The sequence below is a fragment of the Streptomyces sp. PR69 genome (genome assembly GCF_026420845.1).
In the GTDB taxonomy this organism is placed as follows: Bacteria; Actinomycetota; Actinomycetes; order Streptomycetales; family Streptomycetaceae; genus Streptomyces.
Genome location: NZ_JAOWCB010000009.1, coordinates 92,345 through 118,706 on the forward strand (window position 1 = coordinate 92,345; position 26,362 = coordinate 118,706).

23 protein-coding genes are annotated in these 26,362 nt (G+C 73.5%); 11 read left to right on the top strand and 12 right to left on the bottom strand.

Going from position 1 to position 26,362, the window contains the following annotated elements:
• Positions 1 to 290 precede the first annotated feature (290 nt).
• The gene (locus tag OF819_RS11615; protein WP_267243365.1) at positions 291 to 1,658 is read right to left on the bottom strand and encodes a dipeptidase; all 1,368 of its coding nucleotides are present in this window, start codon (positions 1,656 to 1,658) and stop codon (positions 291 to 293) included.
• 149 nt (positions 1,659 to 1,807) lie between these two features.
• On the opposite strand from OF819_RS11615, the gene OF819_RS11620 reads away from it, so the two are divergent.
• Entirely contained in the window at positions 1,808 to 3,049 is a 1,242-nt protein-coding gene (locus OF819_RS11620) for a geranylgeranyl reductase family protein (RefSeq protein ID WP_323748918.1), read from the top strand.
• Between the two features lie 162 nt (positions 3,050 to 3,211).
• On the opposite strand, the gene OF819_RS11625 is transcribed toward OF819_RS11620, so the two are convergent.
• A complete protein-coding gene (locus OF819_RS11625; RefSeq protein WP_267243367.1) occupies positions 3,212 to 3,661 on the bottom strand; it encodes a nitroreductase family deazaflavin-dependent oxidoreductase in 450 nt (149 codons plus the stop codon).
• A 137-nt stretch (positions 3,662 to 3,798) separates the two neighbouring features.
• Here OF819_RS11625 and OF819_RS11630 point away from each other — a divergent pair, with 137 nt between their 5' ends.
• Positions 3,799 to 4,500 carry a TetR/AcrR family transcriptional regulator gene (locus tag OF819_RS11630; protein WP_267243368.1) on the top strand — a complete coding sequence of 234 codons (702 nt, stop codon included), beginning with the start codon at positions 3,799 to 3,801 and terminating at the stop codon, positions 4,498 to 4,500.
• 52 nt (positions 4,501 to 4,552) lie between these two features.
• Here the strand turns inward: OF819_RS11630 and OF819_RS11635 are convergent, their stop codons facing one another.
• From OF819_RS11635 to OF819_RS11645, 3 genes are read right to left on the bottom strand one after another with little or no spacing between them, the layout of a single operon-like run.
• Complete coding sequence (locus OF819_RS11635) at positions 4,553 to 4,894, bottom strand: DUF6332 family protein (RefSeq protein ID WP_267243369.1); 342 nt, start codon at positions 4,892 to 4,894, stop codon at positions 4,553 to 4,555.
• A 45-nt stretch (positions 4,895 to 4,939) separates the two neighbouring features.
• Positions 4,940 to 5,683, bottom strand: a complete 744-nt coding sequence (locus OF819_RS11640) for a maleylpyruvate isomerase family mycothiol-dependent enzyme (RefSeq protein ID WP_267243370.1) — start codon at positions 5,681 to 5,683, stop codon at positions 4,940 to 4,942.
• Positions 5,670 to 7,094 (bottom strand): MFS transporter, encoded by a 1,425-nt coding sequence (locus OF819_RS11645; RefSeq protein WP_267243371.1) that lies wholly within the window; start codon positions 7,092 to 7,094, stop codon positions 5,670 to 5,672. The genes OF819_RS11640 and OF819_RS11645 overlap by 14 nt, the downstream gene beginning before the upstream one ends.
• A gap of 624 nt (positions 7,095 to 7,718) precedes the next feature.
• On the opposite strand from OF819_RS11645, the gene OF819_RS11655 reads away from it, so the two are divergent.
• The gene (locus OF819_RS11655; RefSeq protein WP_267243372.1) at positions 7,719 to 8,933 is read left to right on the top strand and encodes an ROK family protein; all 1,215 of its coding nucleotides are present in this window, start codon (positions 7,719 to 7,721) and stop codon (positions 8,931 to 8,933) included.
• A gap of 155 nt (positions 8,934 to 9,088) precedes the next feature.
• Complete coding sequence (locus tag OF819_RS11660) at positions 9,089 to 9,937, top strand: YhjD/YihY/BrkB family envelope integrity protein (RefSeq protein ID WP_267243373.1); 849 nt, start codon at positions 9,089 to 9,091, stop codon at positions 9,935 to 9,937.
• Between the two features lie 39 nt (positions 9,938 to 9,976).
• Here OF819_RS11660 and OF819_RS11665 read toward each other — a convergent pair whose 3' ends face one another.
• Together OF819_RS11665 and OF819_RS11670 are read right to left on the bottom strand one after the other, a co-directional pair.
• Positions 9,977 to 10,606 carry an ATP-binding protein gene (locus tag OF819_RS11665; protein ID WP_267243374.1) on the bottom strand — a complete coding sequence of 210 codons (630 nt, stop codon included), beginning with the start codon at positions 10,604 to 10,606 and terminating at the stop codon, positions 9,977 to 9,979.
• Positions 10,607 to 10,716: 110 nt separating this feature from the next.
• Positions 10,717 to 11,034 carry a hypothetical protein gene (locus tag OF819_RS11670; protein WP_267243375.1) on the bottom strand — a complete coding sequence of 106 codons (318 nt, stop codon included), beginning with the start codon at positions 11,032 to 11,034 and terminating at the stop codon, positions 10,717 to 10,719.
• 185 nt (positions 11,035 to 11,219) lie between these two features.
• On the opposite strand from OF819_RS11670, the gene OF819_RS11675 reads away from it, so the two are divergent.
• The gene (locus OF819_RS11675; protein ID WP_267243376.1) at positions 11,220 to 12,353 is read left to right on the top strand and encodes a PLP-dependent cysteine synthase family protein; all 1,134 of its coding nucleotides are present in this window, start codon (positions 11,220 to 11,222) and stop codon (positions 12,351 to 12,353) included.
• A gap of 67 nt (positions 12,354 to 12,420) precedes the next feature.
• Here the strand turns inward: OF819_RS11675 and OF819_RS11680 are convergent, their stop codons facing one another.
• Together OF819_RS11680 and OF819_RS11685 are read right to left on the bottom strand one after the other, a co-directional pair.
• Positions 12,421 to 12,912 carry an SRPBCC family protein gene (locus OF819_RS11680; RefSeq protein WP_267243377.1) on the bottom strand — a complete coding sequence of 164 codons (492 nt, stop codon included), beginning with the start codon at positions 12,910 to 12,912 and terminating at the stop codon, positions 12,421 to 12,423.
• A 58-nt stretch (positions 12,913 to 12,970) separates the two neighbouring features.
• Positions 12,971 to 13,471 carry an SRPBCC family protein gene (locus tag OF819_RS11685; RefSeq protein ID WP_267243378.1) on the bottom strand — a complete coding sequence of 167 codons (501 nt, stop codon included), beginning with the start codon at positions 13,469 to 13,471 and terminating at the stop codon, positions 12,971 to 12,973.
• A 141-nt stretch (positions 13,472 to 13,612) separates the two neighbouring features.
• Between OF819_RS11685 and OF819_RS11690 the strand changes: the two genes are divergently transcribed.
• Positions 13,613 to 16,039 carry a hypothetical protein gene (locus tag OF819_RS11690; protein ID WP_267243379.1) on the top strand — a complete coding sequence of 809 codons (2,427 nt, stop codon included), beginning with the start codon at positions 13,613 to 13,615 and terminating at the stop codon, positions 16,037 to 16,039.
• A 453-nt stretch (positions 16,040 to 16,492) separates the two neighbouring features.
• Here OF819_RS11690 and OF819_RS11695 read toward each other — a convergent pair whose 3' ends face one another.
• Positions 16,493 to 18,961: a right-handed parallel beta-helix repeat-containing protein gene (locus OF819_RS11695; protein WP_267243380.1), complete on the bottom strand. Its 2,469-nt coding sequence runs from the start codon at positions 18,959 to 18,961 to the stop codon at positions 16,493 to 16,495.
• Positions 18,962 to 19,132: 171 nt separating this feature from the next.
• Complete coding sequence (locus OF819_RS11700) at positions 19,133 to 19,615, bottom strand: DUF6643 family protein (protein WP_267243381.1); 483 nt, start codon at positions 19,613 to 19,615, stop codon at positions 19,133 to 19,135.
• A 378-nt stretch (positions 19,616 to 19,993) separates the two neighbouring features.
• On the opposite strand from OF819_RS11700, the gene OF819_RS11705 reads away from it, so the two are divergent.
• A complete protein-coding gene (locus OF819_RS11705; RefSeq protein WP_267243382.1) occupies positions 19,994 to 21,277 on the top strand; it encodes a TerD family protein in 1,284 nt (427 codons plus the stop codon).
• A gap of 45 nt (positions 21,278 to 21,322) precedes the next feature.
• Here OF819_RS11705 and OF819_RS11710 read toward each other — a convergent pair whose 3' ends face one another.
• Entirely contained in the window at positions 21,323 to 22,594 is a 1,272-nt protein-coding gene (locus OF819_RS11710; RefSeq protein WP_267243383.1) for a glycosyltransferase, read from the bottom strand.
• A gap of 58 nt (positions 22,595 to 22,652) precedes the next feature.
• Here OF819_RS11710 and OF819_RS11715 point away from each other — a divergent pair, with 58 nt between their 5' ends.
• From OF819_RS11715 to OF819_RS11730, 4 genes are all read left to right on the top strand, one after another.
• On the top strand, positions 22,653 to 23,438 hold the full coding sequence (locus OF819_RS11715) for a glutamate racemase (protein WP_267243384.1): 786 nt from the start codon (positions 22,653 to 22,655) through the stop codon (positions 23,436 to 23,438).
• Positions 23,439 to 23,465: 27 nt separating this feature from the next.
• Entirely contained in the window at positions 23,466 to 24,014 is a 549-nt protein-coding gene (locus tag OF819_RS11720) for a hypothetical protein (protein ID WP_267243385.1), read from the top strand.
• A gap of 211 nt (positions 24,015 to 24,225) precedes the next feature.
• Positions 24,226 to 25,857, top strand: coding sequence for an apolipoprotein N-acyltransferase (lnt, locus tag OF819_RS11725; protein WP_267243386.1), 1,632 nt, complete (start codon positions 24,226 to 24,228; stop codon positions 25,855 to 25,857).
• 9 nt (positions 25,858 to 25,866) lie between these two features.
• Entirely contained in the window at positions 25,867 to 26,346 is a 480-nt protein-coding gene (locus OF819_RS11730; RefSeq protein ID WP_267243387.1) for an NUDIX hydrolase, read from the top strand.
• Positions 26,347 to 26,362 lie beyond the last annotated feature (16 nt).

Sequence of the window (26,362 nt, forward strand, 5' to 3'; positions counted from 1 at the left end):
TCTGTGGCTCCCCGCGCCTCAATCGCCCGCGGGGTGTTCTTGTCCTCAAACGCCGGAGGGGCCTGGAAAATCCAGCCCCTCCGGCGATTGAGGAGCGGGGTCTGGGGCGGAGCCCCAGGCGCGTCCAGCCGGTGCGTCGCCAGGATCTGGGCGGTGCGCGGTGACGGTCCGCCAGTTCCCCGGCCGCGGCCACATGGCCGCAGTGGCGGCGGGGCCGGCGCAGCACCATCCGGCGCAGGTCCCCGGGGGACAGCCCGGCGGACCGTATCGCCCGGCCCGCGCCCGTCTCGCTACGCCTGCTTCGAGGCCGCGTAGTTGAGCAGGAACAGCGCCTCCGCCACCGACAGCCGCTTCAGTTCGTCGGGGGAGACGGACTCGTTCACCGCGTGGATCTGCGCGGCCGGGTCGCTCAGCCCGATCAGCAGGATCTCCGCCTGCGGGTACAGCGCGGCCAGGGTGTTGCACAGCGGGATCGAGCCGCCCATGCCGGCGGTCTGCATCTCCTGGTCCGGATAGGCCACCCGCATCGCCTCGGCCATCGACGTGTACGCGGGGCTGGTGACATCCGCCTGGAACGGGTGCCCCTGCCCCACCTGCTCCACCGACACCTTCGCCCCCCACGGGGTGTGCGCCTCCAGATGCGCCGCCAGCAGCTCGGCCGCCGCCGTGACGTCCTGGCCCGGCGGCACCCGCAGGCTCACCAGCGCCCGGGCGCTCGCCTGCACCGACGGCGTCGCGCCGACCACCGGCGGGCAGTCGATGCCCAGCACGGTGACCGCCGGGCGCGCCCAGACGCGGTCCGCCACGGTGCCGGAGCCGATCAGCTCCACACCGTCCAGCACCTTGGCGTCCTTGCGGAAGTCCTCCTCCGGGTACTGCAGTCCCTCCCACTCCATGTGCGCGTCAAGACCGTCCACCGTGGTCGAGCCGTCCTCGGCGCGCAGCGAGTCCAGTACGCGGATGAGCGCCGCCAGCGCGTCGGGAGCGGCGCCGCCGAACTGACCGGAGTGCAGGTTGCCCTCAAGCGTGTCCGTCCGCACCCGCATCAGCGTCATGCCACGCAGCGTCGCGGTCACGGTCGGCAGACCGGTGCGGAAGTTCCCGCAGTCGCCGATGACGATGGCGTCGGCGGTCAGCAGCTCGGGGTGTGCCTCCGCATAACGCTCCAGACCGCCGGTGCCCTGCTCCTCCGAACCCTCGACGATCACCTTGACGTTGACCGGCACGCCGCCGTTCGCCTTGAGGGCGCGCAGCGCGAGCAGATGCATGATGAAGCCGCCCTTGCAGTCGGCGGCGCCGCGGCCGTACCAGCGGCCGTCGGCGCGCTCCGTCAGCTCGAACGGCGGAGTGGTCCACGCGGACTCGTCGAGCGGCGGCTGCACGTCGTAGTGCGCGTACAGCAGCACGGTCGGGGCGTCGGCGGGGCCGGGCAGAAAGCCGTAGACGGACTGGGTGCCGTCCGGGGTGTCCAGCACGGCGACGTCGGTGAAGCCCTCGGAGCGCAACGCCCCGGCGACCCAGGCGGCGGCCGCCTCGCATTCGCTCTTGGGGAACTGTGCGGGGTCCGCCACCGACTGGAAGGCCACCAGCTCCGTGAGCTCCGCCTTCGCGCGGGGCATCAGGGACACGACGGTCTCGGCGATCGGATGGGCGGTCATGGGCACGCTCCTTGTGGGTGCGACGTTGTCCGTGATGTGTGTACGGCGAATGCGTCCTCGATCCTCCCACAGCCGGAATCGCGGGACCGCGCCGTAGGATGCCGTGCAACAGCACGGGCCATGCGTCGGATCGGGAGCAGAAACACATCGTGAGCAGCGAGAACGGGGCCGCTGGAGCGGGCGCGGAACGTGAGCCGGGCGAGCCGGCGGGGGAGGTGTGGGACGTCGTCGTGGTCGGCGGCGGGCCCGCGGGGGCCTCGGCGGCATATGCGGCGGCGGTCGCGGGCCGCCGTGTGCTGCTCCTGGAGAAGGCGGAGCTGCCCCGCTACAAGACCTGCGGCGGCGGGATCATCGGTCCGTCGCGCGACAGCCTGCCGCCCGGGTTCGAACTGCCGCTGAGCGACCGGGTGCATGCGGTCACCTTCTCGCTGAACGGCCGGCTGACCCGTACGCGCCGCTCCAAGCGGATGCTGTTCGGCCTCGTCAACCGGCCGGAGTTCGACGCGGGCCTGGTCGAACAGGCGCAGAAGGCGGGCGCGGAGCTGCGCACGGGCGTCACCGTCTCCAGGGTCGAACAGCACGGGCCCGCCGTGCCGGACCGCCGCACGGTCGCCGTGGTGCTGACGGGCGGTGAGACGGTCCTGGCGCGGGCGGTCGTCGGCGCGGACGGCAGTGCCAGCCGCATAGGGGCCCATGTCGGCGTCAAGGTCGACCAGGTCGACCTCGGCCTGGAGGCGGAGATCCCGGTTCCGGAGACGGTCGCAGAGGACTGGGCGGGGCGGGTGCTCATCGACTGGGGTCCGCTTCCCGGCAGTTACGGCTGGGTCTTCCCCAAGGGCCGGACACTGACCGTCGGGGTGATCTCGGCGCGCGGCGAGGGCGCGGCGACCAAGCGCTATCTGGAGGACTTCATCGCCCGGCTGGGCCTCGCGGGCTTTGAGCCCGCGATCTCCTCCGGGCATCTGACGCGCTGCCGCAGCGATGACTCCCCGCTGTCCCGCGGACGGGTGCTGGTGTGCGGGGACGCGGCCGGGCTGCTGGAGCCGTGGACACGGGAGGGAATCTCCTTCGCCCTGCGCTCCGGGCGGCTCGCGGGCGAGTGGGCGGCGCGGATCGCCGAGGCGCACGACGCGGTGGACGCGCGTCGGCAGGCGCTGAACTACGCCTTCGCCGTCAAGGCGTCGCTCGGTGTGGAGATGAGCGTGGGCCGCCGGATGCTCGCGGTCTTCGAGCGCCGGCCCGGGCTGCTGCATGCGGCGATCACCGGCTTCCGGCCGGTGTGGCGCGCCTTCACGGACATCACGCGCGGCGCGACGAGCCTCGCGGGGCTCGTACGCACCCATGCGGTCGCTCGCCGCGCGCTGGACGCGCTGGACCGGCGCGGGGGGTAGCCCGCCGTGCTGGCCTGGGCGGCGCGGCCTGGGCGGAGGTGCCCCCAGCGGCGCTGGAAAATCCAGCCCGTCCGGCGCTTGAGGACACGGCCGAAGGCCGTACCGGGTCCGGGGGGGGCGGAGCCCCAACCGGCGAGGCTTCCGCCCCTTGGACGTCGGTCGTCACCCGGTGACCGTGATGCGGAAGACCGGGTGCCGATGCGCCGCCGCCAGCAGCTCCGCGTCGGTGGAGTCCGCGTTCACCTCGCCGAAGAAGCGGCCCACCTCCCAGCCCCACCGCTTGAGATACCTCCGCAGCAGCTCCGGCTTCTCCTCGTCCGGCAGCTCCACGGCCGTGAACGGGCGGGTCCTGCGGCCGGTCTGCAGGCGGCCGCCGCCCGCCGCGCGGAGGTTGCGTACCCATTGGGAGTGGCCCCGGGCGGAGATCAGGTAGGGCCCGCCCTCGTACGGCAGCGGGTTCACCGGGAGCCGTCGCCACTCCCCGCTGGTGCGGCCGCGCACCGACAGCTCCGCCGTGCCCATGAGGCTGACGCCGTGCCGCGCCAGCCACCCCACCGCGCCGTTGAGGGCCCGGTCGAATCGTCCCGGCTTGATGTAGTGCGTCTGCTCCATGTCCCTCCGCCTCCCGGCCTGCCCTGATATGAGAGCACTGCTCTCGCTCAAGAGCAGTGTGCACCCGGACCCGCAGCCTTGCAAGAGCACTGCTCTCATTCTTGGGCGGTGATCTGAAACCATGGAAGACTGTCGGCATGAGCGCGATCCGAGGAGCCAGAGAGCGGGCCCGCATCGAAGTGACCACGGCCATCAAGAGCGAGGCTCGCAGACAGCTCGCGGAGGAGGGCGCCGCCAAGCTCTCGCTGCGTGCCGTCGCCCGTGAGCTGGGCATGGTCTCCTCGGCGCTGTACCGCTACTTCCCCAGCCGCGACGACCTGCTGACCGCCCTGATCGTCGACGCGTACGACGCCGTCGGCGCCGCCGCGGAGGCCGCGCTGGCCGACGGCCGGGAGGGCGAGGGCGCCCTCGGCCCCCGAGACCGCTGGAACGCCGTATGCGCCGCCGTTCGCGCCTGGGCCCTCGCCCACCCCCATGAGTACGCCCTGGTCTACGGCTCCCCGGTGCCCGGCTACACCGCCCCCGGCGACACCGTCGGGCCCGCCTCCCGCGTCGGGCTCACTCTGGTCTCCATCGCCCGTGACGCCTGTCGCGCGGACGCGCTCGCCCCTCCGCCGCTCCCCGGCGAACTGCGCCCCGAGGCGGCGCGGATCGCCGCGGACCTCGCCCCCGATCTGCCGCCCGCCGTCGCCCTCGCCCTCGTCGCCGCCTGGGCGCAGCTCTTCGGGCTCATCTCCTTCGAGGTCTTCGGCCAGTTTCACCGGGTGATCGAGGACCGTGACGCCTTCTTCGCCCAGGCCGTGGCCCGCCTTGCGGAGGGCATCGGCCTGCGGCGCTGAGCGTGCGTGCCCGCCCTCGGACCGGGGAGCGGGCCCAACTGGTGGCGTCGGCCTATGAGTCGGGCCCGGTGAGGCCGGGCTGGCTCGGCTGGCCCGGCTTCCCTCCGGCCGCCGGGCGGGCCGTGCGCATCGCAGCCGTACGCGTCGTTTGCGCCGCACGGGCGAAGCGCCACAGGACCGTCACGACCCGGAGCGCGAACACCACGGCCGCGGCGGCCGTGCCGACGACCGGCAGACCCCCCTCCAGCGCATCCGGCAGCGCGAAGGCCAGGGCCGGCCCGGCGACCGCTCCGAAGACCAGTGCGGCGGCGAAGGCCGCACTGAACAGCGCATAGCCGATCTCGACCGTGATCTCGTCACGGTCGGTCTGAGTCCGCCTGGCGGGCTGGGTCATGGCCGTAGTGTCACACGCACGCCTCGGCCACGACCAGACGAGGCGCTAGGACCAGGTGATGGCCGAGCGCTCGCGCCACAGTTCGGCCAGGCCCGCATCGCCGGTGACCGAAACCGCCGTCAGCGGAAGGCGGTTCCACAGGGTCAGATAGAGCTGGTCGGCCGGACCGCTCAGCTCGCAGTCCGCGGGGCCGTCGTCCGTGCGCTCGGCGCGGGGCGGCTCGGCCGACAGCCGTACGGTCCACACATCGCCCGTGTCGACGGCCCGGAGGCGCAGCACGCGGGGCTCCTCGCTGCGCACCCGGCTGTGCGAACGGGCGTGGAAGCCGCCGAGCAGCTCGTCGATGCCGTCGGCGGCGAAGCCCGCGGCCACCGGCCCCGGCTTGCCGTCGCGTGCCCACTCGGCGTCCGCCCGGTGCACCGCGGTTTCATGCGCCTGCCGCCGCGCCCAGAACGCCAGCGGCGAGGGCGCGGGGAGAAACGTCCAGCACTCGAGGTCGTCGGCCGCTTCACTGAGCGCGGCCACCAGCAGTCCATGGCCCTCCCGGAACCACTCCACCAGCGCCTCGCCGTCGAGGTCGGGCTCGCCGTCGCCGGGGCGGAACTCCGTGAGTCCCTCGGCCACGAAGGCCGTCGCCCACCGGTGGACCATGCCCGTGTGCCGCAGCAGATCCCGCACGGTCCAGCCGGGGCACGTCGGCACGGCGGCCGCCGTGCCCGCCGCCTGCGCGGCTCCGGCCAGCAACTGGCCCTCCCGGACCAGGGACTTGATCAGTTCAGCCGTCTCCATGCGGCGATTGTGCCACTTGGCTGCGGTGGTCCGTCGACGCGAGCGCGCGGGGCTCCCGTGGGCGCCGGGGCTCCGCGCCGTGCCGGAACTCCTGGCCGGTGCGGGCCTGGCGCCGCATGGAGCCGGGCCCGTGCTCCGGTCCGGAAAGCCCGCGCTCCGGCCCGGAAAGGCGGCGTGAGCCGTATCCGATGACCGCGGCCGCGGCAGCGAGCGCCGCCACGGTCGTCAGCGCCGTGGGGAGCGAGAACCAGTCCGCGAGGAAGCCGATCGCGGGAGGCCCCAGCAGCATCCCGCCGTATCCGAGCGTCGAGGCGGCCGCGACGCCCGCGGGCCCGGCGAGCGCGCCCGCCCGGTCCACCGCGACCGGGAAGATATTGGCCAGCCCGAGGCCGGTCACGGCGAAGCCGAGCAGAGCCGCCCAGACGGTCGGGGCGAGCGCGCCGAGGAGCATGCCGGCGGCGGCCGTCGCGCCCCCGGCCACCAGGGTGCGCGTCTGCCCCAGCCGTTCGAGCAGAGCCGTGCCGCAGAGCCGCCCGGCGGTCATGGCCAGTGCGAACAGGGAGTACCCGGCGGCCGCGAGACCCGGGTGGGCGTGCAGGTCCTGTTCGAGGTGGAGCGCCCCCCAGTCGGCGAGCGCCCCTTCCCCGTACGCCGTGCACAGCGCGATGACGCCGAAGAGGATCACGATCCGGCGGGTGCGGGGCGGCATGCGGCGCGATGCGTTCGCACCTGTCGGCGTCTCGGTGCCCGCGCCCGCGCCCGCGCCCGTGTACGTGTCCATGGCCGCGGTGGCCTCCGGCGCGGCCTGCGGCGGGGTACGCAGCAGCGCGGGTCCGGCGGCCGCGGTCACCAGCAGCCCCGCCCCGGTGAGCGCGGTCAGATGCGCCGCCGGGCTCAACCCGCCCGCGACCAGGCCGCCGAGGCCCGCGCCGAGCATCCCGCCCAGGCTGAACGCGGCGTGGAAGCTCGGCATGACCGGCCTGCGCAGGGCGGCGACGAGATCGACGGCGGCACTGTTCATCGCCACATTGATCGCGCCGTAGGCGGTGCCGAACACCAGCAGCACCAGCCCCAGGGCGAGCGCCGAGTGGGTCAGCGGGGGCAGCGCGATGCTGAGCGAGAGCAGCGCGCCGCTCGCCACCGTCATGGGGCGGCTGCCGAAGCGGCGGCAGAGGCGGCCCGTCAGCGTCATGGTCACCACGGCGCCGGCGGAGACGCCGAGCAGGGCGAGCCCGAGGTCGCTGGCGGACGCGCCGGTCTGCTGCTTGATCGCCGGGATCCGGACGACCCAGCCGGCGAAGAGAAAGCCGTCGAGGGCGAAGAAGACGGTGAGCGCGGTGCGAAGGCGGGTGAGGGCTGCGGGGGCAGGGCCTGGGGGAACGGCCGTTCCGAGTTTGTTTATGAGCGGCACAAATTCAGAATAGGGGCCATGGCCCGTCGGCGTCCACTCGCCGACGGGCCGTCAGCGGCGCATCTCGCGTACTGCCCTTGCGGCCCGTCACACGGCCCGTACCAAGGCGGCCGCCGTCGCCGGGAGTTCCCGCTCGGCGACCAGACCGGCCAGCGCCTCGGGGTCGTGCGGCAGACCCAGCCGCTCCGCCCCTCCAGCGCCCTGCCGTCCGGATACGAATGCTCGCCCCCGCGGGTCCAATGCCGGGCATCCGCCTGAGCAGACCGCGCAGCTCGTCCAGGTCGCCGCCCGCCTGTGCGCGGAGCCTGCGCAGATCGCCGCCGTACGACTCCAGCAGGCAGCTTCGGACCCTCGCCCGGCTGGGTCGCCGTCCGCTCGTCACAGCGCCGGCAGCCTCCCTCGCCGAGGGCCTCCACACGCTGCTGCACGCACGGTCGCCGCGTCCCGCTCGGAGCCGGATGCGCGTGTACGGCTCGTACCGCTCGTACGGCGTGCCATGCCGCCTCCAGGCTTCTCGGTGGAGCTGCCCGCAGTGCCCCGCGGCCAGGGGCCGAAACAGGCCATGCGCGGTCCGCGGCGGCCTGGCCGCCAGGTCAATTGCCCGATCATGGGAGACTCGCACCCATGAACGGCAAGGCGACGACGGCGAGAACACGGCTGGAGAGAGGGCGCAGCGCCCTCGGCCCCGCGCTGGAACTGGTGCACACCGGAAGGGCCCCCACGCGCGCCGTGCTCACCGCCGAACTGGGCGTCACCCGCGCCACCGCCGGCGCGGTGGCCGCGGAGCTGGAGGCGCTCGGCCTCATCCGCGTCGACTCGCGGCCGACCGCCGCCGCGGGCCACCAGGGCCGTCCCTCGCACCGCCTCGCCATCGACGACACCGGGCCGGTCGTGCTCGCGGCCCAGGTGCACGCCGACGGCTTCCGGGCCGCGCTCATCTCGCTCGGCGGGCACATGGTGGCGACCGCGCCCGGCTGCGTCACCGTCTCCGCCGACCCCGCTCAGGTGCTCGGCGAGGTCGTCCAGGCGGGCGCGGGCCTGCTGCGCGAGAGCGGCCGCCGCTGCGTCGGCGCGGGTCTCGCCGTGCCCTCCGCCGTCGCCGAACCCGAGGGGACCGCGCTCAACCCGCTGCATCTGGCATGGCCGGCCGGGGCCCCCGTGCGGGACATCTTCGCCGCGCAGGTACGGGCGGCCGGCATCGAAGGGCCTTCCTTCACCGGCAACGACGTCAACCTCGCGGCGCTGGCCGAACACCGGCACGGGGCGGGACGCGGCGCTCAGCATCTGCTCTGCGTGGCCACCGGGCACCGCGGCGTGGGCGGCGCGCTCGTCCTCGACGGCCGGCTGCACACCGGCAGTTCCGGACTGGCGCTCGAGGTCGGCCATCTCACCGTCAACCCCGAGGGCCGCCCGTGCCACTGCGGCAGCCGCGGCTGTCTCGACGTCGAGGCCGACCCGCTGGCCTTCCTCACCGCGGCCGGCCGCGAGCCCGGCCCCGAGGTCTCCCTGCTCCAGCAGTCCCGCGAGCTGCTCCGCGGGGAGTACGACGACCCCGGGGTACGGGCCGCCTGCGAGGAACTCATCGACCGCCTCGGCCTCGGGCTCGCCGGTCTGGTCAACATCCTCAACCCCGACCGCATCATCCTCGGCGGGCTGCACCGCGAACTCCTGGACGCGGACCCGGAGCGGCTGCGGGCCGTGGTCGCGGACCGCAGCCTGTGGGGGCGCAGCGGGGGAGTGCCGATCCTGCCGTGCAGCCTTGACCACAACAGCCTGGTGGGGGCGGCGGAGCTGGCGTGGCAGCCGGTGCTGGACGACCCCCTCGCCGCGCTCGCCTGAACCCGGGGCTCCGCCCCGGACCCCGGCCTCGACGGACCCCGCGCCTCAACCGCCGGCAGGCGGCGACCTGAATCGGCTGAATCGGCTGAATCGGCCGTGACCCGTCCGGGCGCACTGGGGGCGGGTCGCCTCTGTCTCGCGGGTAGCGAGGACGTATGAGCCACAGGCGTGCCCGCGCGGCCCACCACGCCCACCGTCTCCGGGACCTGCACCGCAGGATCCTTGAGTCGCCGGTCGGGCTGGGCTGGTACCGGGCGCGCCAGATGGAGCTGATGCACCGGGCGATGGGCTTCGCCGCGCTGGGGTTCCTCACGCTCGTCCCGCTGCTCATCGTGGTCGCCGCGGCCGACCCGGCCAGCGGCGAGGGGTTCGCCCGCTGGCTGGGGGAGGCCCTGGGGGTCTCGGAGGCCTCCCAGGAGGAGGTCAGGGAGCTGTTCGGGGTCCCGGACGAGGCGCTGCAGCGCACCACCGCCTTCGGGCTCGCCGCGCTGACCGTGTTCGGGCTGACCTTCGGCTCCGTGGTGCAGACCGGTTATGAGCGGGTCTGGGACCTGCCGACCGCACGCTGGCACACCATGTGGCGGCATATCGTCTGGCTGGCCCTGCTGATCTTCGCACTGGTCGCGTTCGTCAACACCCCGGTCCCGGAGGACGCGGGCTGGCGCACCTTCGCAGCCGCGCTGCTCGATCTGATCGGCGCCTTCGTCTTCTTCTGGCTCTCGCAGCGGCTGCTGCTCGGCGGGCGGGTGAAGTGGCGGGCGCTGCTGCCCGGAGCGGTGACCACCGCGCTGGCGATGCTGGGGCTGCGGATCTTCTCCCAGCTCGTCTTCTCACCGCTGATCGCGTCAAACGCGGTCACCTACGGTCCCTTCGGGACCGTCCTGGTCATCCAGTCCTGGCTCGTCGGCGTCGGCGTGGTCGTCTACGGCGGGGCGCTCGTCGGCCGGCTCATCCACGAACACCGCACCGAGCGCAGGATCAGCCGCGAGTTCGGCGTGCCCTGAGCGCCGCCGCCGCGCGGAGCGGCCGCGGGCACAGGGCGCTCAGCCCGCCACCGCCGAGCGTGCGGTCGCAGGGCCGCTCCGCCCCGGCTGGTCCTCCTCCGCTGGGAAGGGGCCGTCAGTCGACGCGCCGTACAGGGCCCGGTGGGCGGCTGCCAGGGGCAGCGGCGGGGGCGGCGCGGCGAGCGTGAACCAGACGACCTTGCCGTCCTCGCCGTCCGGCCGTGCGCCCCAGCTCTCGCTCATCGCCTCTATGAGGGCGAGCCCACGGCCGGATGTGGCGAACGGGTCGGCGTCTCCTGCCTCTTCGGCGCCCTCCGCCCCTTCGCCGCCGGCGCCGGTGCCGACACAGGCGCCGGCGCCGGCGTTGGCACAGGTGTCGGCACCCGTCAGGGTTCCGCCATGGCGGACGGGAAGACGCGGATCGTGATCACGGACGGAGACCCGGAGCACGCCCCGCAGCAACTTCAGCTCCACCCTGCACATCTTGTCCGGCTGTGCATGGCGATGGACATTCGTCAGCAACTCGGTGACGCCGAGCGCCGCATGGTCGATCAGCGGATCGAGGTGCCAGTAGCGCAGCTGCGCGGAGATGATTCTGCGTACCTGACCGATCCGCGACGGCAGGGCCTGGAGCTCCACCGTGCAGTGCCTGCTTGGCTGGCTGATCACGGCTGCGACTCCCCGAATGAGGTCCGGAAGAAGACGAAGGGTCGGATGCGTAAGGCCAGGGTGGGCCCATGCACGCCGCCGCGCAACTCATGGCGTCCGACCGGGCACGCTCAGTGGCGCTCGCCCCGCACCGCCTCCAGGAAGCGCCCGGCCAGCGCCCTGCCATCGCGTATCCGGCTGCCGCCCTGCCCCATGGTGAGGCGATACCGGTGGCCGTTGAGCGTGGCGACCGTGCTGTCGCCGCCCGCGAACCAGGGCTTTCCCGCCCGCACGGCACGCAGGGGGGCGCTGTCGATCACCCGGCCGTAGCTGGTCAGCAGCGCCAGCCTGCCATCCTTGATCAGCACCTCGCCGGCCCTGGTGAGCGAACGCGGCCACCGCTCGATCCGCACACCCGTCGCACGGAACTCGGGCTCCGTCATCTCCATCGGCTCAGGCCCCCTTCGCACCGGTTCCTGCTCGCAGTCTGCACAACAACCGGCCCACGCACCAGAGCGTGTGGGACAGCTGCCCACAAGTGACCCCTATGGATGCCCAAAGTGAATGTTTTCGCAGGTCGTGGGCTTACTGTTGCAGGTGTGGACCGACGGCGAAGAGGCGAGGTACGGCGCGTATGAGCATCAGTGAGCAGTCAGTGACAGGCCGGGCGGCCGCCACCGTGGACGTGGACCGCAGCGACCTCGCATACCGGGAGTGGCTCAAGGACGCCGTGCGCAAGGTGCAGGCCGACGCCAATCGCTCGGCCGACACCCATCTGCTGCGTTTCCCGCTCCCGGAGGAGTGGGGGATCGACCTCTACCTCAAGGACGAGTCCACCCACCCCACCGGCAGCCTGAAGCACCGCCTCGCCCGCTCGCTCTTCCTGTACGGGCTGTGCAACGGCTGGATCAGGCCGGACAAGCCGGTCATCGAGGCGTCCAGCGGCTCCACCGCCGTGTCGGAGGCGTACTTCGCCAAGCTGATCGGGGTTCCGTTCATCGCCGTGATGCCCCGCACGACCAGCGCCGAGAAGTGCCGGCTGATCGAATTCCACGGCGGGCGGTGCCATTTCGTGGACGACCCGCGCACGATGTACGAGGAGTCGGCGGCGCTCGCGGAACGCACCGGCGGCCACTACATGGACCAGTTCACCTATGCCGAGCGGGCCACGGACTGGCGCGGCAACAACAACATCGCCGAATCGATCTACCAGCAGCTGCGGCTGGAGCGCTACCCGGTGCCCGCCTGGATCGTCGCCACGGCGGGCACCGGCGGCACCTCGGCGACCATCGCCCGCTATGTGCGCTACATGCAGTACGACACCCGCGTCTGTGTGCCGGACCCGGAGAACTCCTGTTTCTTCGACGGCTGGACGCGCAACGACCCCCACGCCGCCAGCGACTGCGGCTCCCGGATCGAGGGCATCGGCCGGCCGCGGATGGAGCCCAGCTTTGTGCCCGGGGCCATCGACCGGATGATGAAGGTGCCGGACGCGGCCACCGTGGCGGCCGTACGGGCGCTGGAGCGTGTCATCGGCCGCAAGGCGGGCGGCTCCACCGGCACCGGGCTGTGGAGCGCGCTCAAGATCGTCGCCGAGATGGTGCAGCGAGGGGAGCGGGGCAGCGTCGTCACCCTGATCTGCGACCCCGGCGACCGCTACCTCGACAAGTACTACTCCGACGACTGGCTGGCGGAGCAGGGCCTGGACATCGCGCCGTACACGGCGGCCGTCGAGCAGTTCCTCACCACCGGAAAGTGGCCGGACTGATCTGATCGACAGGACTGATCTGATCGACCGGACTGGCCGGACTGCCCGGGGCGAGTGCCGGCCCCGGTCAGGGAGCGGGCGAACGGGCGAGCAGGCGCTCAAGACCGCGCACCGCCGTGGTGAAGGCCCGTCCCGGCCCCCGGCGCCCCAGGCGCATCGCGATCCGCAGCGGCGCCGGACCGTCGGCGGCCATGGTCCACTGCACGCGGCAGCCTCCGGGGGCGGGAGTGAGCCGCCACTCCTCCAGCAGCGCCCGCGGGCCGGGCGCGTTGGTCTGGTCCACCCGGTACGCGTACCGCGCGCCGGGCTGAGCCGCCAGGATCGTCTCGCCGAAGACGACGCCGCCCTTGAGGCGGATCTCGCGGCCCGCCCCCTGGTGCGTGGACCGCGCGGCGACGACGGCCGTGAACCAGCGCGGCCAGCCGGCCACATCGTCCGCGAGCGCCCGGTACACCGCGTCGGGCGCGGCCGCGATCTCGTCGGCGAACACCAGCCGCACCGGCGCGGTGGCGAGGAAGTCAAGCTCCACAGGGCGCAGAGCGCGGAGTGGGCGAGCCATGGACCGTACCTCCTCCGGGAGGGATCGGATGGGCCCGCTCACCATAACTGGCGACCCGTCAGATGTCGTCGCCGGGCCCGCGCAGCACCCCGTCGAGGGCCCGGCCGAACACCAGCCGCCCCACCCGTGCCACCAGCGGGTCCAGCAGCCGCGGCAGCGGACGGAGGGACAGCTCCTCCGTCCACACGACCACACAGCCGCCGTCCGGCCCGGACCGCGACGGCACCACCTCGATCTCCGCCCAGCCCTTGACGACGCTTCCGCGCTTCACCAGCCGGCAGCGCCCCGGACGTCCCTGTGCGGGCGGCGTCCAGCAGACGACCTCCATAGGGTCGTCGACGCCCACGCACCCCACACCCGTACGCACCGTGAACACCGTGCCCTGCGCCGTGCCCCGCGCCGTGGGCGGCCGCCCGGCGGCCGCACCGCCGGAAATGACCGCGGTGACGGACGTCAACGGCACTTGAGCGGCATGCGCCCGCCAGTCGGTGACCCGCCGCCAGACCGTCTCCGCGGACAGCGCCGTGGCACGCGTAAGCCGGAAGACACTCCTCGTCACATCAGCATCGTCGCATGTGGGGCGGGCGTCCGGACGCGGGGAGATTCCGTGATACCCGTGTGCCCGGCAGCCCGGTCCGGGATCCTGACCGTGCCGCCCCCGCACCTTGCGCCTCACCGTCCCGCAGAGAGCGAGTCGACCGTGCCGCCAGCGTCTCCCACGCGCCCGACCTCCCTTCCCGCCTCCGGCCCACAGGGCGAGGGGCCCGCACTGGAGTTACTGGTCCACGGCGTCGGCGGCGCCACCCCGCAGGGGATGCTCGACGACCCGCGCACCGTCCGGATCAGCGGCGACGAACGCGCCGCCGTCTTCCGGCGCGTCGCCGACGCGGAGGCGGAGCGGCACCCCGAGCGGTACCGTGACCGCCCCATCCCGGAGGCGTACTGCTGGTCCAACCTCACATCGGGCAACGGCGCACGCGCACTGTGGCTGCTGCTCCTGCCCTTCATGGTGGTCAACCTCGCCCACTGGATGCGCCCCCGCGCCGCAGGGCTCCATCGCACCACCCGGCTGTACGGGGCCCTGGTGCGGCTTGTCGCCCTCAGCCTCACCGTGCTGCTCACCGCGGCCGCCTGCGAGGTAACGCTCGATCTGTTCGCCTGGCAGTGCGCGGGCTCGGTCCGCTGCAGCGAGGGCCGGACCTGGCTCGGTTTTCTCTCCGGTGCGCAGGGAAGCTGGTGGGCGCAGCCGGGCCGCCGGCTGGCCGTCGCCGCGGTCGTGCCCGCCGCGCTGGTCGCCCTGCTGTGGTTCCTCTCCAACCGCACCTGGAGTGCGTACGAGTCCCAGCGCCCGCCTGCCGGAGAGCCGGACGCCTCGCCCACGGACGACGCCGACGCCGACGCCGACGCCGACGCGGGGGCAGGGGAGCCGGCCGACGGCGGCCCAGCGGTGCGGCCCGTGCTCGGCAGGCCCGGCTTCTGGTACGGGCGGCGGCTGGTCGCCCGGCTGCGCGCCGCGCACACGGCGGCCGGCCTGCTCACGATCGCCGCCGCGGTCGCGGGGGCCGCGGCCCGGCACGACCGCGGCGCGGACAGCGCCGCACTGGACGCCGCCGGACGGCTGCTGGAAGGAGCGCTCGCCATCGCGGGCGCGGCCGTGGTGTGGGTGGTGCTGCGCCGCGGGCGCAGTGAGCGCCGCATCGACGCCCGCCTGGACCGCGCCGCCGTCCGGGCGCTGCCCGGCGCGGCCGTCGCACTCCTTGTCCTGTCCGCCGGGTACGCCTCCTGGTCCCGCCCGGAGTGGGTCTCCGCGGGCACGCTCCCCGGCGATGTCGCATTCCGTGTGATCGCCCTGGCCCAGGGCGCCCTGGTCGTCGCCCTGGCGGTCGCCGCACTCGCCCTGCACCGCCGGGCCCGCCACCCCCGCACCGTTATGCACGGGCTCGCCGGACCGGCCGTCGCGATGGTGTCCTGCGCGCTGGGCGGGGTGATGACCGGGGGACTCGCCCAGTGGGTCGGCGACTATCTGGACGGCGCGGGCGCCCCCGGCATGGGCGACGAAGGCGACATCACCGGCCCGCCGGTGCTGCTGAGCTGGCAGGCGTCGGTGATCCCCGTGCTGCTGTTCGTCCTGCTCGTGCCCGCCGCCGTGCTCGCCGTGCGGACCTGGCTGACCGCCCGGCGACTGCGCGGGACCGTGGAGGGGGAGTACGGCGCGGAGGGCGACGCCGCCGGTGAGAACGGGGACGGCCGATATGACTCCGTACGCACCCGGCGGATCGCCGGCGTCCGCGCCCGGGCCGCCCTCACCGACGCCGCGCCCTGGATCGTCGGCACCGTGTCCGCGGCGACGCTGCTGCTCGGGACGGGCGCGGTCTTCGGCGCGTGGATCAGCGGGCAGGCGCCGGGACGGGCCTTCGCCCATGCGCACCCGTTCACCGAGTCGCTGGCCACCACAGTGCAGGCGCTGGGCTCCTGGCTGATCGGCGTGGGCTTTCTGCTCTTCGTCACCTGGGGCCGCCGCGCCTACCGGGACGCCTCCGCGCGGCGCACCATCGGCATCCTGTGGGACGTGGGCACATTCTGGCCGCGGGCCGCGCACCCCTTCGCGCCGCCGTGCTACGCGGAGCGGGCGGTCCCTGACCTGACCTGGCGCATGCGCACCTGGACCGCGCGCACCGGCGGACGGCTCGTCATCTCCGGCCACTCCCAGGGCAGTGTGCTGGCCGCCGCCGCCGTCTGGCAGCTTCCCGCCGCCACCCGGCGGCGGGTCGCCCTGCTCACCTACGGCTCGCCGCTGGAGCGGCTGTACGGCCGCTGGTTCCCCGCGTACTTCGGCCCGGCGGCGCTTCGGGGGCTGAGCTCCGAACTGCACGTCTGGCGCAACCTCTTCAGGCACACCGACCCCATCGGCGGACCGGTGCTCATCCCGCCGGACGGGACCGGGCGGCGGACGGTGGACCGCGAGGCGCTCAAGGACCCGGTCGCGTATGGGCGTTCCGACCGCCATCCGCTGCCGGAGCCGGTTCTCGGCCACTCCGACTACCAGGCGGACCCGGCCTTCGCGGTCGAACGCGCCTGGCTCCTGGAGCGGCTGTCACCGCCGGTTCCGCGGCAGTCGCCGCACTAGGCGGTGCCTGCCGGGGCTTTCCCCCACCCCGCCCCTTCCCGTAACTGGGGGCGAGCCCCCAGACCCCCCCGGGGGGGAGGAGCTGCGGGGCTGGTGCCCCGCGCTCCCAAGGGCGGCAGCTTCGCGCCGCCAGCCCGGTACGGCCTTCGGCCGTGTCCTCAATCTCCCCCAGCTACCTCCCCCAGACTCCGTCCGGGGGCCCCCACGGAGGTGCCCCCAACGGGCTGATTTCGGCTGCGCCAATTCCCAGCCCGCCGACGCCTGAGGCACGGGGGGCTGCACAATCCAGCCTCGCCGGCGCTTGAGGCGCAAGGGGCCAGAAACTCAGCCCCGCCGGCGCTTGAGGCGCGGGGGTTCCGGGGGCAGAGCCCCCGCACGGGGGCTGGGGCGGAGCCCCGGTTCGGGAAGGGGCGGGGTGGGGGAAAGCCCTGCTGGCCGCCCGCTAACCCCCGCTCAGCCCAGGTCCGGCAGGTCCGGCAGGTCCGGCAGGTCATCCGGATACAGCAGCGTCAGCGCGTCCGTGTCCGCTTCCGTGAGGGCCGCCACGCGCCCCGCGTGCTTCTCGACCATCGACTCGAACGTCTGGCGCGCGGTGCGGCCGTTGCCGAAGGCGGGGCCTTTGGGGAGCCGGGTGAAGTACGTCAGCAGCTCCTCGGCCGTGCCTTCGGCCAGCCGGTACTCGTGCTCCTCGGCCTGCTGCTGCACGATCCGCAGCAGTTCCTCGGGAGCGTAGTCGCGGAAGGTGATGGTCCGTGAGAAGCGGGAGGCCACACCGGGGTTGACGGACAGGAAGCGTTCCATCTCGTCCGTGTACCCGGCGACGATGACCACGACCGCGTCACGGTGGTCCTCCATCAGCTTCACCAGCGTGTCGATGGCCTCCTTGCCGAAGTCCCTGCCGGAGTCCTCCGGCGACAGCGCATACGCCTCGTCGATGAACAGCACCCCGCCGCGGGCCCGGTCGAAGGCCTCCTGGGTGCGGATCGCGGTGGAGCCGATGTGCTCGCCGACGAGGTCGACGCGGGAGACCTCGACCAGATGGCCGCGTTCCAGCACCCCGAGGGATGCGAGGATCTCGCCGTACAGCCGGGCCACGGTCGTCTTGCCCGTGCCGGGGGAGCCGGTGAAGACCAGGTGGCGGCGGACGGAGGCGGCCTTCAGGCCGGCCTCCTGCCGGCGTCTGCCCACCTCGATCATATTGGTGAGGGAACGGACTTCCCGCTTGACGCTGTCCAGGCCGACCAGCGCGTCCAGTTCGCCGAGCACGGCGGCGGAGTCGCGCGCGGAGCCGGGCGCGGGTTCGCCGGAGGGCCCGGGAGCGGACGGGGCGGCGTCCGCCGGCCGCTGGTCCGGCACCGCCGAGAGCAGCCCGGGGGACTGCTGCGCGGTGAGCACGGCCGTGGTCTGCCCGGTCGCCCCGGCGCCCGGCGGCCCGGCCGGGGCGTGCCGCATGGCGCTCTCGTCGCTCGCGCAGTCGTCGACGGAGGCCGCCCCGTCCTCGCCCAGTTCGTAGCCGCCGCGCGCACACCGCTCGGTGCGGCACCGGCTCAGCGCCGTACGGCAGCCGTCCATCACATGGAATCCATAGCCGGAGCTGCCGGTGACCCGGCAGCCGCGGAAGGTCCCGCGCCCCCCGGCCGACACATAGAAGCCCGCTTCCACGGGCGAGGTGACGGTGCAGCGTTCGATGACCGGATCCGCCCCCTTGGTGACGATCACTCCGGTCTGCACGGAGTCCAGGGTGCAGGCGCTGAGCGTGCCGCCGCTGCCGTGGTCGCGGAACCAGGCCCCGGTGGACGCCTGGCTGATCCGGCAGTCGTCGAGCTGGGCCGTCGCCCCGTCGCTCACCGACACCGCGGTGTTGCGGACCTGGCTGAGATCGCTGTCGACGACGTCGACCCGGGAGCCGCGGTCCAGCACGAACAGGGCGTCCGGCACATCGTGCACCCGGCACGATTCGAGGACCGCGCTCGCGCCGTCGCTGACCCACACCGCCGGGTAGTCGCCGGTGCTGTCATGGATCTCGCACTGGTTGGCGTCCACGCGGGTGCCCGGATCCCACACGGACAGGCCGTTGCGGCCGAAGCGGCGCACAGTGGAGCGGGTGAGGGTGAGGACCGACCGGGAGCGCAGATCGATCCCGTTCTCCGGGACGTCGTGGATATCGCAGTCGGACAGCGTCAGCACCGCGTCCGTGTCGAGCGTGACGCCGTCGGCCGTGGTGCGGTGCACGGTCGAATCGGTCAGATGCGCCCCGGCGCGCGCGCCGATCCGCACGCCCGCGCCCTTGATCTCGTACACCTCGCAGCCGATCGCCTCAAAGCCGCTGCCTTCCCCGGAGGCTGCCAGGCCAGCGCCGCCGGCGTGGTGGATACGGCAGTTCTCCAGGCGGGGGTGCGCACCGTCGCGGACGAAGACGCCGGACTGGCCGGCCGAGACGACCTCGCACTCCTCGAACAGTCCGCCGGCGCCGTCGAGTACGCCGATGCCCACGCCCGCCGGATTGTCGACGGTGCAGCGGCGCACCGTCGGCCGGGCGGCGCCGCGGACCTCAAGACCGGAGGCGGATCGGGTGACGATGCGCAGTGCGATCAGCTCAGGGGTGCCGTCCTCGACCAGCAGCGCCGGGGCGGCCGTGTCCTGGCCCTCCACATGGAGATCCCGCACGGTGGCGGAGGCGCGGACGGTCAGCGGCACCCCGTCGGCCGGTGCGATGCGCACCGAGCCGACCGCGCCCTCGGCGCCCCGCAGGGTGACCGCGCGCTGGACGACGAGGTTCTCGCGGTAGGTGCCCGGAGAGACGGTGAGGACGTCGCCGTCGGCCGCGGCTTCCAGAGCGGCGGCGAGGGAGGCGTACTCACCCGTGCGGCGTCGCCACCGGGATGTGCTGGTGTGCGTCACCTGGACCGTGCCCTGTGCCATGGCGCTGTTCTGCCCCCACCTCGTGATCCCGTTCCACGCGTCTCTGAGGGGGACGCCCCCGAAGGCCCCCGCTGGGGGTCGCACCACCGTAGCGCGCGAAGGGCAGGGGAGTTGACGAGACGTGACGGCCGGGGGCGGGGTTCGGCCGACCCGCCCCCGCCCCGTAACCGCTCAGTACCCGCGGTTCTGGTACGGGCGCTGGTAGGGGTCCTCGTACGGGGAGGGGGCGGGGGCGGGCCGGGGGGCCGCGGCCGGGCGCATCGCCTCATAGCCGGTGGCCATGGGGCGCTGATGCTGCTGCGGCGCAGGCATGGGCTGCTGGGGGCCGGGGTAGCCACGTGGGGCCGATTGCTGCTGGGGGATATGGGGCGCGGTCGCGTGCTGCAGCGGAACGGGCTGCGGCATGGGCTGCGGATAGCCGTACGCGGGGGCGGGCTGGGGGTGGGAGGGCGCTGACGGCAGGGCGGGGAGGGCCGCGGGGAGCGCCGGCAGATGGGTGTGGCCCGTGCTGACGGAGTCGTATGCGGCGGGCACTCGGATAGGGGCGATCTGAGGCGTGCCCCGCTCCGCGACCAGCGAGTCGTAGATCGGGGTGTCGGGGAACGGCGGCGCGGAGTAGTAACCGCCGCCATAGGTGGAGCGGGGGGAGGTCATGGAACATAAGTTAAGCCCACGATGTGCTGGTTGGGGAGCCCGATAAGAGGGTTGTTTCGGTGGCTCCGCGTGACGGCGGATCCCCAATGCGAGCGAACGTGGGAAAAACGGTCGCCTGGGCACGTGCGGATCGTGTAAAGGGTGAGTTGAGAGAGGGTTATCGGCGGATGTATCCGGGAGACGGGAAGCATCCTCACAGCGGGGGCTGCCCCAGGGGGCGAGGGCTTTCGCACAATAGGCTGGCCGCACAGACGACGACAGCGGCGACAGCGGCGACAGAGCACGACTGCGACAGCGACTGCGACAGCGACGACAGGCGGCGCCGCCGGCACGCATAGAGCCGCGGGGCGCCCGATTCGGTATGGGGGCGAGAGAAGCATGTCCATGCTCAAGGGAGCCAATACTCCAGTGCCTGCCCAGCGGGTGCGCATAGAACTGGGCTGGCGTGCGGGTCCGGGCATTCCGGACATCGACGCCTCCGCCCTCCTTCTGGCATCCGGAAAGGTCCGCTCCGACGCGGACTTCGTCTTCTACAACCAGCCGTCGCACCCTTCCGGAGCGGTACGGCACGAAGGGAAGGCGACGGCGGGCGGTGATGCGCTCGACCGGATCGCGGTCGACCTCCAGCGTGTCGAGCCCGAGATCGAGCGGGTGGTCCTCGCCGCCTCGGCGGACGGCGGCAGCTTCGGGCGGGTGCCGGGGCTCTTCATCAGGGTGCTGGACTCCGCCTCCGGCGCGGAACTCGCGCGCTACGACAGCCAGGACGCGACCGTCGAGACGGCCTTCGTCCTCGGAGAGCTCTACCGGCGGCAGGGCGCTTGGAAGTTCCGTGCGGTGGGACAGGGCTACAGCTCGGGCCTGGAGGGGCTCGCCATGGACTTCGGCATCACCGTGGACCAGCCGCAGTCCCCCGCTGCCGCCGCCCCGATGGCCGCGCCCGCGCCCGCCCCGCCCGTGGCTACGGCCGCCTCTGCCGCGCCGCCTCCGCCGCCCGCGCCCGGCGCCCCCGCGGCGCCCGCCGCCCCCGTACGGCTCACCAAGGTGACGCTCACCAAGGACGCCCCGTCCGTCTCCCTGACCAAACAGGGCGGCACCGCCGGCGCGATGCGCGTCAACCTCAGCTGGCAGATGCGCAAGCAGTTCCGCGGGTGGGGCGCGAAACTGGGGCGCGCGGTCGCCATGCACTCCGACCTCGATCTGGACCTGTGCGCCCTGTACGAACTCACCGACGGCCGCAAGGGCGTCGTCCAGGCCCTCGGCAACGCCTTCGGCGCACTTCACCGGCCCCCGTACATCCACCTCGACGGCGACGACCGCACCGGCGGCACATCCGGCGAGAACCTCACCGTCAACCTGGACCACAAGGACAAGCTCCGCCGGGTCCTCATCTTCGTCACCATCTATGAGGGGGCACGGAGCTTCGCCGATCTCGACGCCCATGTCACACTCCAGCCGCAGCACGGCGCGCCCATCGACTTCTCCCTCGGCGAGTGCACCGTGCCCTCGCCCGTCTGCGCCCTCGCCCTGATCACCAACACCGGCTCCGACCTCGTCGTCCAGCGGGAGGCGCGCTTCCTCGTCCCCGACCGCGGCGTCAGCCCGCAGCGCACCGTCGACTACGCGTACGGCTGGGGTATGAACTGGACGCCGGGCCGCAAATAGGGCTGTGTGCCGGGCGGCCGCAAGCGGGTTGCCGCCGCCGGGATTTCAGCGGTCCGGCGCGGCGGGTCCGGGGCGGGGGTAGGTCCGCCCCTTCCACGCCGCGCCGCGGCCCTTGCGGTGCGCCACGGCCGAGTCGAGTGTCATCAGCAGATACAGCAGCGCCGTGCACGGCAGCAGCAGCGCCCACAGCGGCGACTGGCCGTAGTAGCGGAGCATCGGCAGATAGCTGCCCGCCATCACCGCCCAGGCCGCGCCACCGGCCCAGGCGGCGGGGGCGTCGCCGAGCAGCAGACCGGCGCACAGGGCCGCCGGCGGGATCAGATACACCACGGTGAGCCCGGCCGCCGTGCCCGCCAGCAGCAGCGGGCTGTGGCGCAGTTGGGCATAGGCGCTGCGCGACACCATCCGCCACACATCGGCCAGCCGCGGATACGGCCGTACGCTGTCCACCCGCTCCGCAAGCCCCAGCCAGATCCGCCCGCCGGAGCGCTGCACCGCCCGCGCCAGCGACACATCGTCGATCACCGCCTGCCGGACGGACTCCGGGACGCCCGCCCGCTCGGCCGCCTCCGTCCGCAGCAGCACACAGCCCCCGGCCGCGGCGGCCGTCCGCGCCCGCGGCCGGTTGACCCACCGGAAGGGATAGAGCTGCGCGAAGAAGTACACAAAAGCGGGAACGGTCAGCCGCTCCCAGCCGCAGGCGACGCGCAGCCGTGCCATCTGCGACACCAGATCGAGGCGTCCGGCGCGTGCGGCGGCGGTCAGCTCCCGCAGGCTGTCGGGACCGTGCGCGATGTCCGCGTCGGTGAGCAGCAGATACTCCGGCCCCTCGGCGACCGTGCCGTCGGTGACCGAACAGCCGGCGCCCGGCCCGCCTGGCCGCTCTGGTCCGTCCGGCCCGTCCGGCCCGTCGCCGGACCGTCTGCCCGCACGGGCCGTCTCGATGCCGTGCCGCAGCGCCCACAGCTTTCCCGTCCAGCCCCGCGGAGGCTCACCGGGGGACACCACCCGCAGCGGCAGCCCGCCGTACCGCTCCGCCAGCGCACGGGCCAGCTCGCCCGTGCCGTCGGAGCTGCCGTCGTCCACGAGAACGATCTCCGCCCTGCCCGGATAGTCCTGCGCCAGCAGCGTCGGCAGCGTCACCGGCAGCACCTCCGCCTCGTCGCGGGCCGGTACGACGACGGCCACCGCCGGCCAGTCGGCGGGCGGCTCACGGGGCGGCAGCCGCTGGTCCGTGCGCCAGAAGAAGCCATGGCCGAGCAGCAGCCACAGCCAGGCGGCCAGTGAGACGACGGCGGTCCATGCGAGGGCGCTCACCCGTCGCAGTGTGCCCCACAGGGCCGCTCCCGCAAGGGCCGTCGACTAAGGTGACCGGGTGAAGATCGCGCTTTTGGACTCCGGAATCGGCCTGCTGCCGGCGGCCGCCGCGGTGCGTCGGCTGCGGCCCGACGCGGATCTCGTGCTGTCCTGTGACCCCGACGGCATGCCCTGGGGGCCGCGCACTGCCGACGATCTGACCGAGCGCGCGCTGACCGTGGCCCGCGCGGCCGCCGCGCACCGCCCCGATGCGCTGATCGTCGCCTGCAACACCGCCTCCGTGCACGCGCTGCCCACGCTGCGAGCCGAGCTGGAGCCGGACATCCCCGTCATCGGAACCGTCCCCGCGATCAAGCCCGCGGCGGCCGGCGGCGGCCCCGTCGCCATCTGGGCCACGCCCGCCACCACGGGCAGCCCTTACCAGCGGGGCCTCATCCGCGACTTCGCCGACGGCGTCGAGGTGACCGAGGTGCCCTGCCCCGGCCTGGCAGACGCCGTGGAGCAGGCGGACGAGACCGCCGTCGAACGGGCCGTGGCCGCGGCGGCCGCGCTCACGCCCGACGACGTGAGCGCCGTCGTCCTCGGCTGCACCCACTACGAGCTGGTCGCCGAGCACATCCGTTCGGCGGTACGGCCCGAGCCCGGTCCGCCGCTGGTCCTGCACGGCTCGGCGGGCGCCGTGGCCGCGCAGGCGCTGCGCCGCATCGGCGCGGAACCCGACCCCGGCGCGCGCGGCGCAGCCTCCCTGACCATGCTGCTCAACGGCCGGGAAGCAGCTCTCCCGGAAGCCGCTCTCGGCTATGCCGAAGGCCGTCTGCTGCAGACGGTCACGCATGCGCACTGACTCGCGATCCTGAGTAACCTGCTTGCCATGAGGGACCACCCCCATGGCGCGGGGCGCGCCGCAGAGCCGCCCCTTCCCGCGATCTGGACCGGCCGCGCGACCAACCGTGTGCAGTGGCTGCTCTCCGCGGCGGGCGCGGCGTGTGTGGCACTCGGCGTCGTGCTCGCCGTGGTCTCGAACTGGACCTCCGGCACCGCCCCGCTGCTGATGTCCGTGGTCGGGTGCGTGACCGTCGGCCTGCTGATCATGTACGGGACGCTCGCCTTCGTCCATGTCGCGGTCACCGTCGACCACGAGTCGCTTGAGGTGCGATGCGGTCACATGGGCCTGCCGCGCCGCCGTATCCCGCTCACCCAGGTGGTCGGCGCGGACTTCGTGCCCAAGGTCACCCCACGCCAGTGGGGCGGATGGGGCTACCGCTGGCGTCCGGAGATGGGCACGGCCGTGGTCGTCCGCAGAGGCGAGGGCATGGCCCTCACGCTCGGCGACGGCAGAACGTTCACGGTGACGGTCGACGACGCGGCGACCGCGGTCCGCGTGATCCGCGCGCGGCTGGCCCCGCCCACGGAGCCCTGACCCCGGGGGCCCCGCCCCCGTACCCCCGCGCCTCAATCTCCCCCAGCTACCGCTGGGGGTACCCCCCGGCGGGGCTCAGATGAGCCCGTCCGGCGATTGAGGACACGGCCGAAGGCCGTACGGGGGTCTGGGGGCGGAGCCCCCAGTTACGGGAAGGGGCGGGGAGGGGGACATACCCCGCCCCCGGTCCACCGGCCGTAGACTCCGCCACGTGAGCGCCACAGTGACCCCCGTCGAGACACCCCCGCCCCCCGGCCCCCGGCCCGCCCCCGCGGACACCCTCCTGGCGCGCGTGCCGCGGCCGCTGCGGCGGCTCGCCAGGCCCGGCGCCGCCGCGCTCTCCGGGTTTCTGCTGTACGCCAGCTTCCCGCCCCGCCCCCTGTGGTGGCTCGCGCCGCTCGCGTTCGCCCTGCTCGGCTGGGTGCTGCACGGACGGCGGCTGCGCGCAGGACTGGGCCTCGGCTACCTCGCCGGGCTGGGCTTTCTGCTCCCGCTGCTGAGCTGGACAGGCGAGGAGGTCGGCCCCTTCCCCTGGCTGGCGCTCGCCGCGGTGGAGGCGCTGTTCATCGCGGTCGCCTGCATGGGCATCGCGGCCGTCACCCGGCTGCCCGCCTGGCCGCTGTGGGGCGCGGCCGCCTGGATCGCGGGGGAGGCCCTCCGCGCGCGCGTGCCGTTCGGCGGCTTCCCCTGGGGGAAGATCGCCTTCGGCCAGGCGGACGGCGTGTTCCTTCCGCTCGCGGCCCTCGGCGGCACACCCCTGCTCGGCTTCGCCGTCGTACTCTGCGGCTTCGGCCTGTACGAGACCCTGCGCAGGAGCCTCGCCTTCCGCCGCACCGGGCTGCTGCCCCGCGCCGCCGCCACCGCCGCGCTGCTGTCGCTGCTCGCCCCGATCGCCGCCGCCTTCGCGTCGCTGCCCCTGGTCGACGACTCCGCGGAGGACGGCACGGCGACCGTCGCAGCGATCCAGGGCAATGTGCCCCGGCTGGGCCTGGACTTCAACGCACAGCGCCGCGCGGTCCTCGACAACCACGCGCACCGCACCGAGCAGCTGGCGAAGGACGTGGCGGAGGGCAAGGTCCCGCAGCCCGACTTCGTGCTGTGGCCGGAGAACTCCTCCGACCTCGACCCGTACCGCAATCCCGACGCCCGCGCCGTCATCGACAAGGCGGTGAAGGCGATCGGCGTGCCGACCGTCGTGGGCGCCGTGGTCAGCCCCGAGACCGGCAAGCTCCGCAACACCCTCATCGAGTGGGAGCCCGGACGCGGCCCCGTCGACACCTATGACAAGCGGCATGTGCAGCCGTTCGGCGAGTACATCCCGCTGCGCTCCATCGTACGGATCTTCAGTGAGGACGTGGACCGGGTGCGCCGTGACTTCGGGCCCGGCCAGAAGGTCGGCGTCTTCGATCTGGCGGGCGCCAAGGTCGGGCTGGTCACCTGCTACGAGGCGGCCTTTGACGACGCCGCCAGGGACACCGTCGTCCACGGCGCTCAGCTGATCTCCGTACCCAGCAACAACGCCACCTTCGGGCGCAGCGAGATGACCTATCAGCAGCTCGCGATGGACCGGGTGCGGGCCGTCGAACACGGCCGGTCCGTCGTCGTGCCCGTGACCAGCGGCGTCAGCGCGGTGATCATGCCGGACGGCGAGGTCGTCCAGCGGACCGAGATGTTCACCCCGGACGCCCTGGTCGCCGAGGTGCCGCTGCGCTCCTCGCTGACCCCCGCCACCTGGCTCGGCGTCTGGCCCGAGGCGGCCCTGCTTCTGGCAGCCGCGGGAGGGGTCGGCTGGGTCGCCGCCGACGCGCTGAAGGCCCGCCGGCGCGAGCACTCCGACGGCTAGTCTCGGGCCATGCCGACCCCTGACTTCATCCGCGCGATCCGGGCCAGCGCCGGGCATCAGCTGCTGTTCCTCCCCGGCGTCAGCGTCGTCGTCTTCGACGGCGCGGGCCGGGTGCTGCTCGGCAGACGCGCCGACACCGGCAACTGGTCGATCATCGGCGGAATCCCGGAGCCGGGCGAGGAGCCCGCCGCGACGGCGGTCCGCGAGGTGTACGAGGAGACCGCGGTGCGCTGTGTCGCCGAACGGGTCGTGCTCGTCCAGGCGTTCCAGAAGCCGATCACCTACCCCAACGGCGACCGGTGCCAGTTCATGGACATCACCTTCCGGTGCCGCGCGACCGGGGGCGAGGCACGGGTCAACGACGAGGAGTCCCTCGACGTCGGGTGGTTCCCGGTGGACGCGCTTCCGAAGCTGCAGGAATTCGCCCTGTTCCGGATCAAACAGGCGCTGACCGAGGGACCGGCCTGGTTCCAGCCCGCCGCGCGCTGAAGCACGATCACCGGTT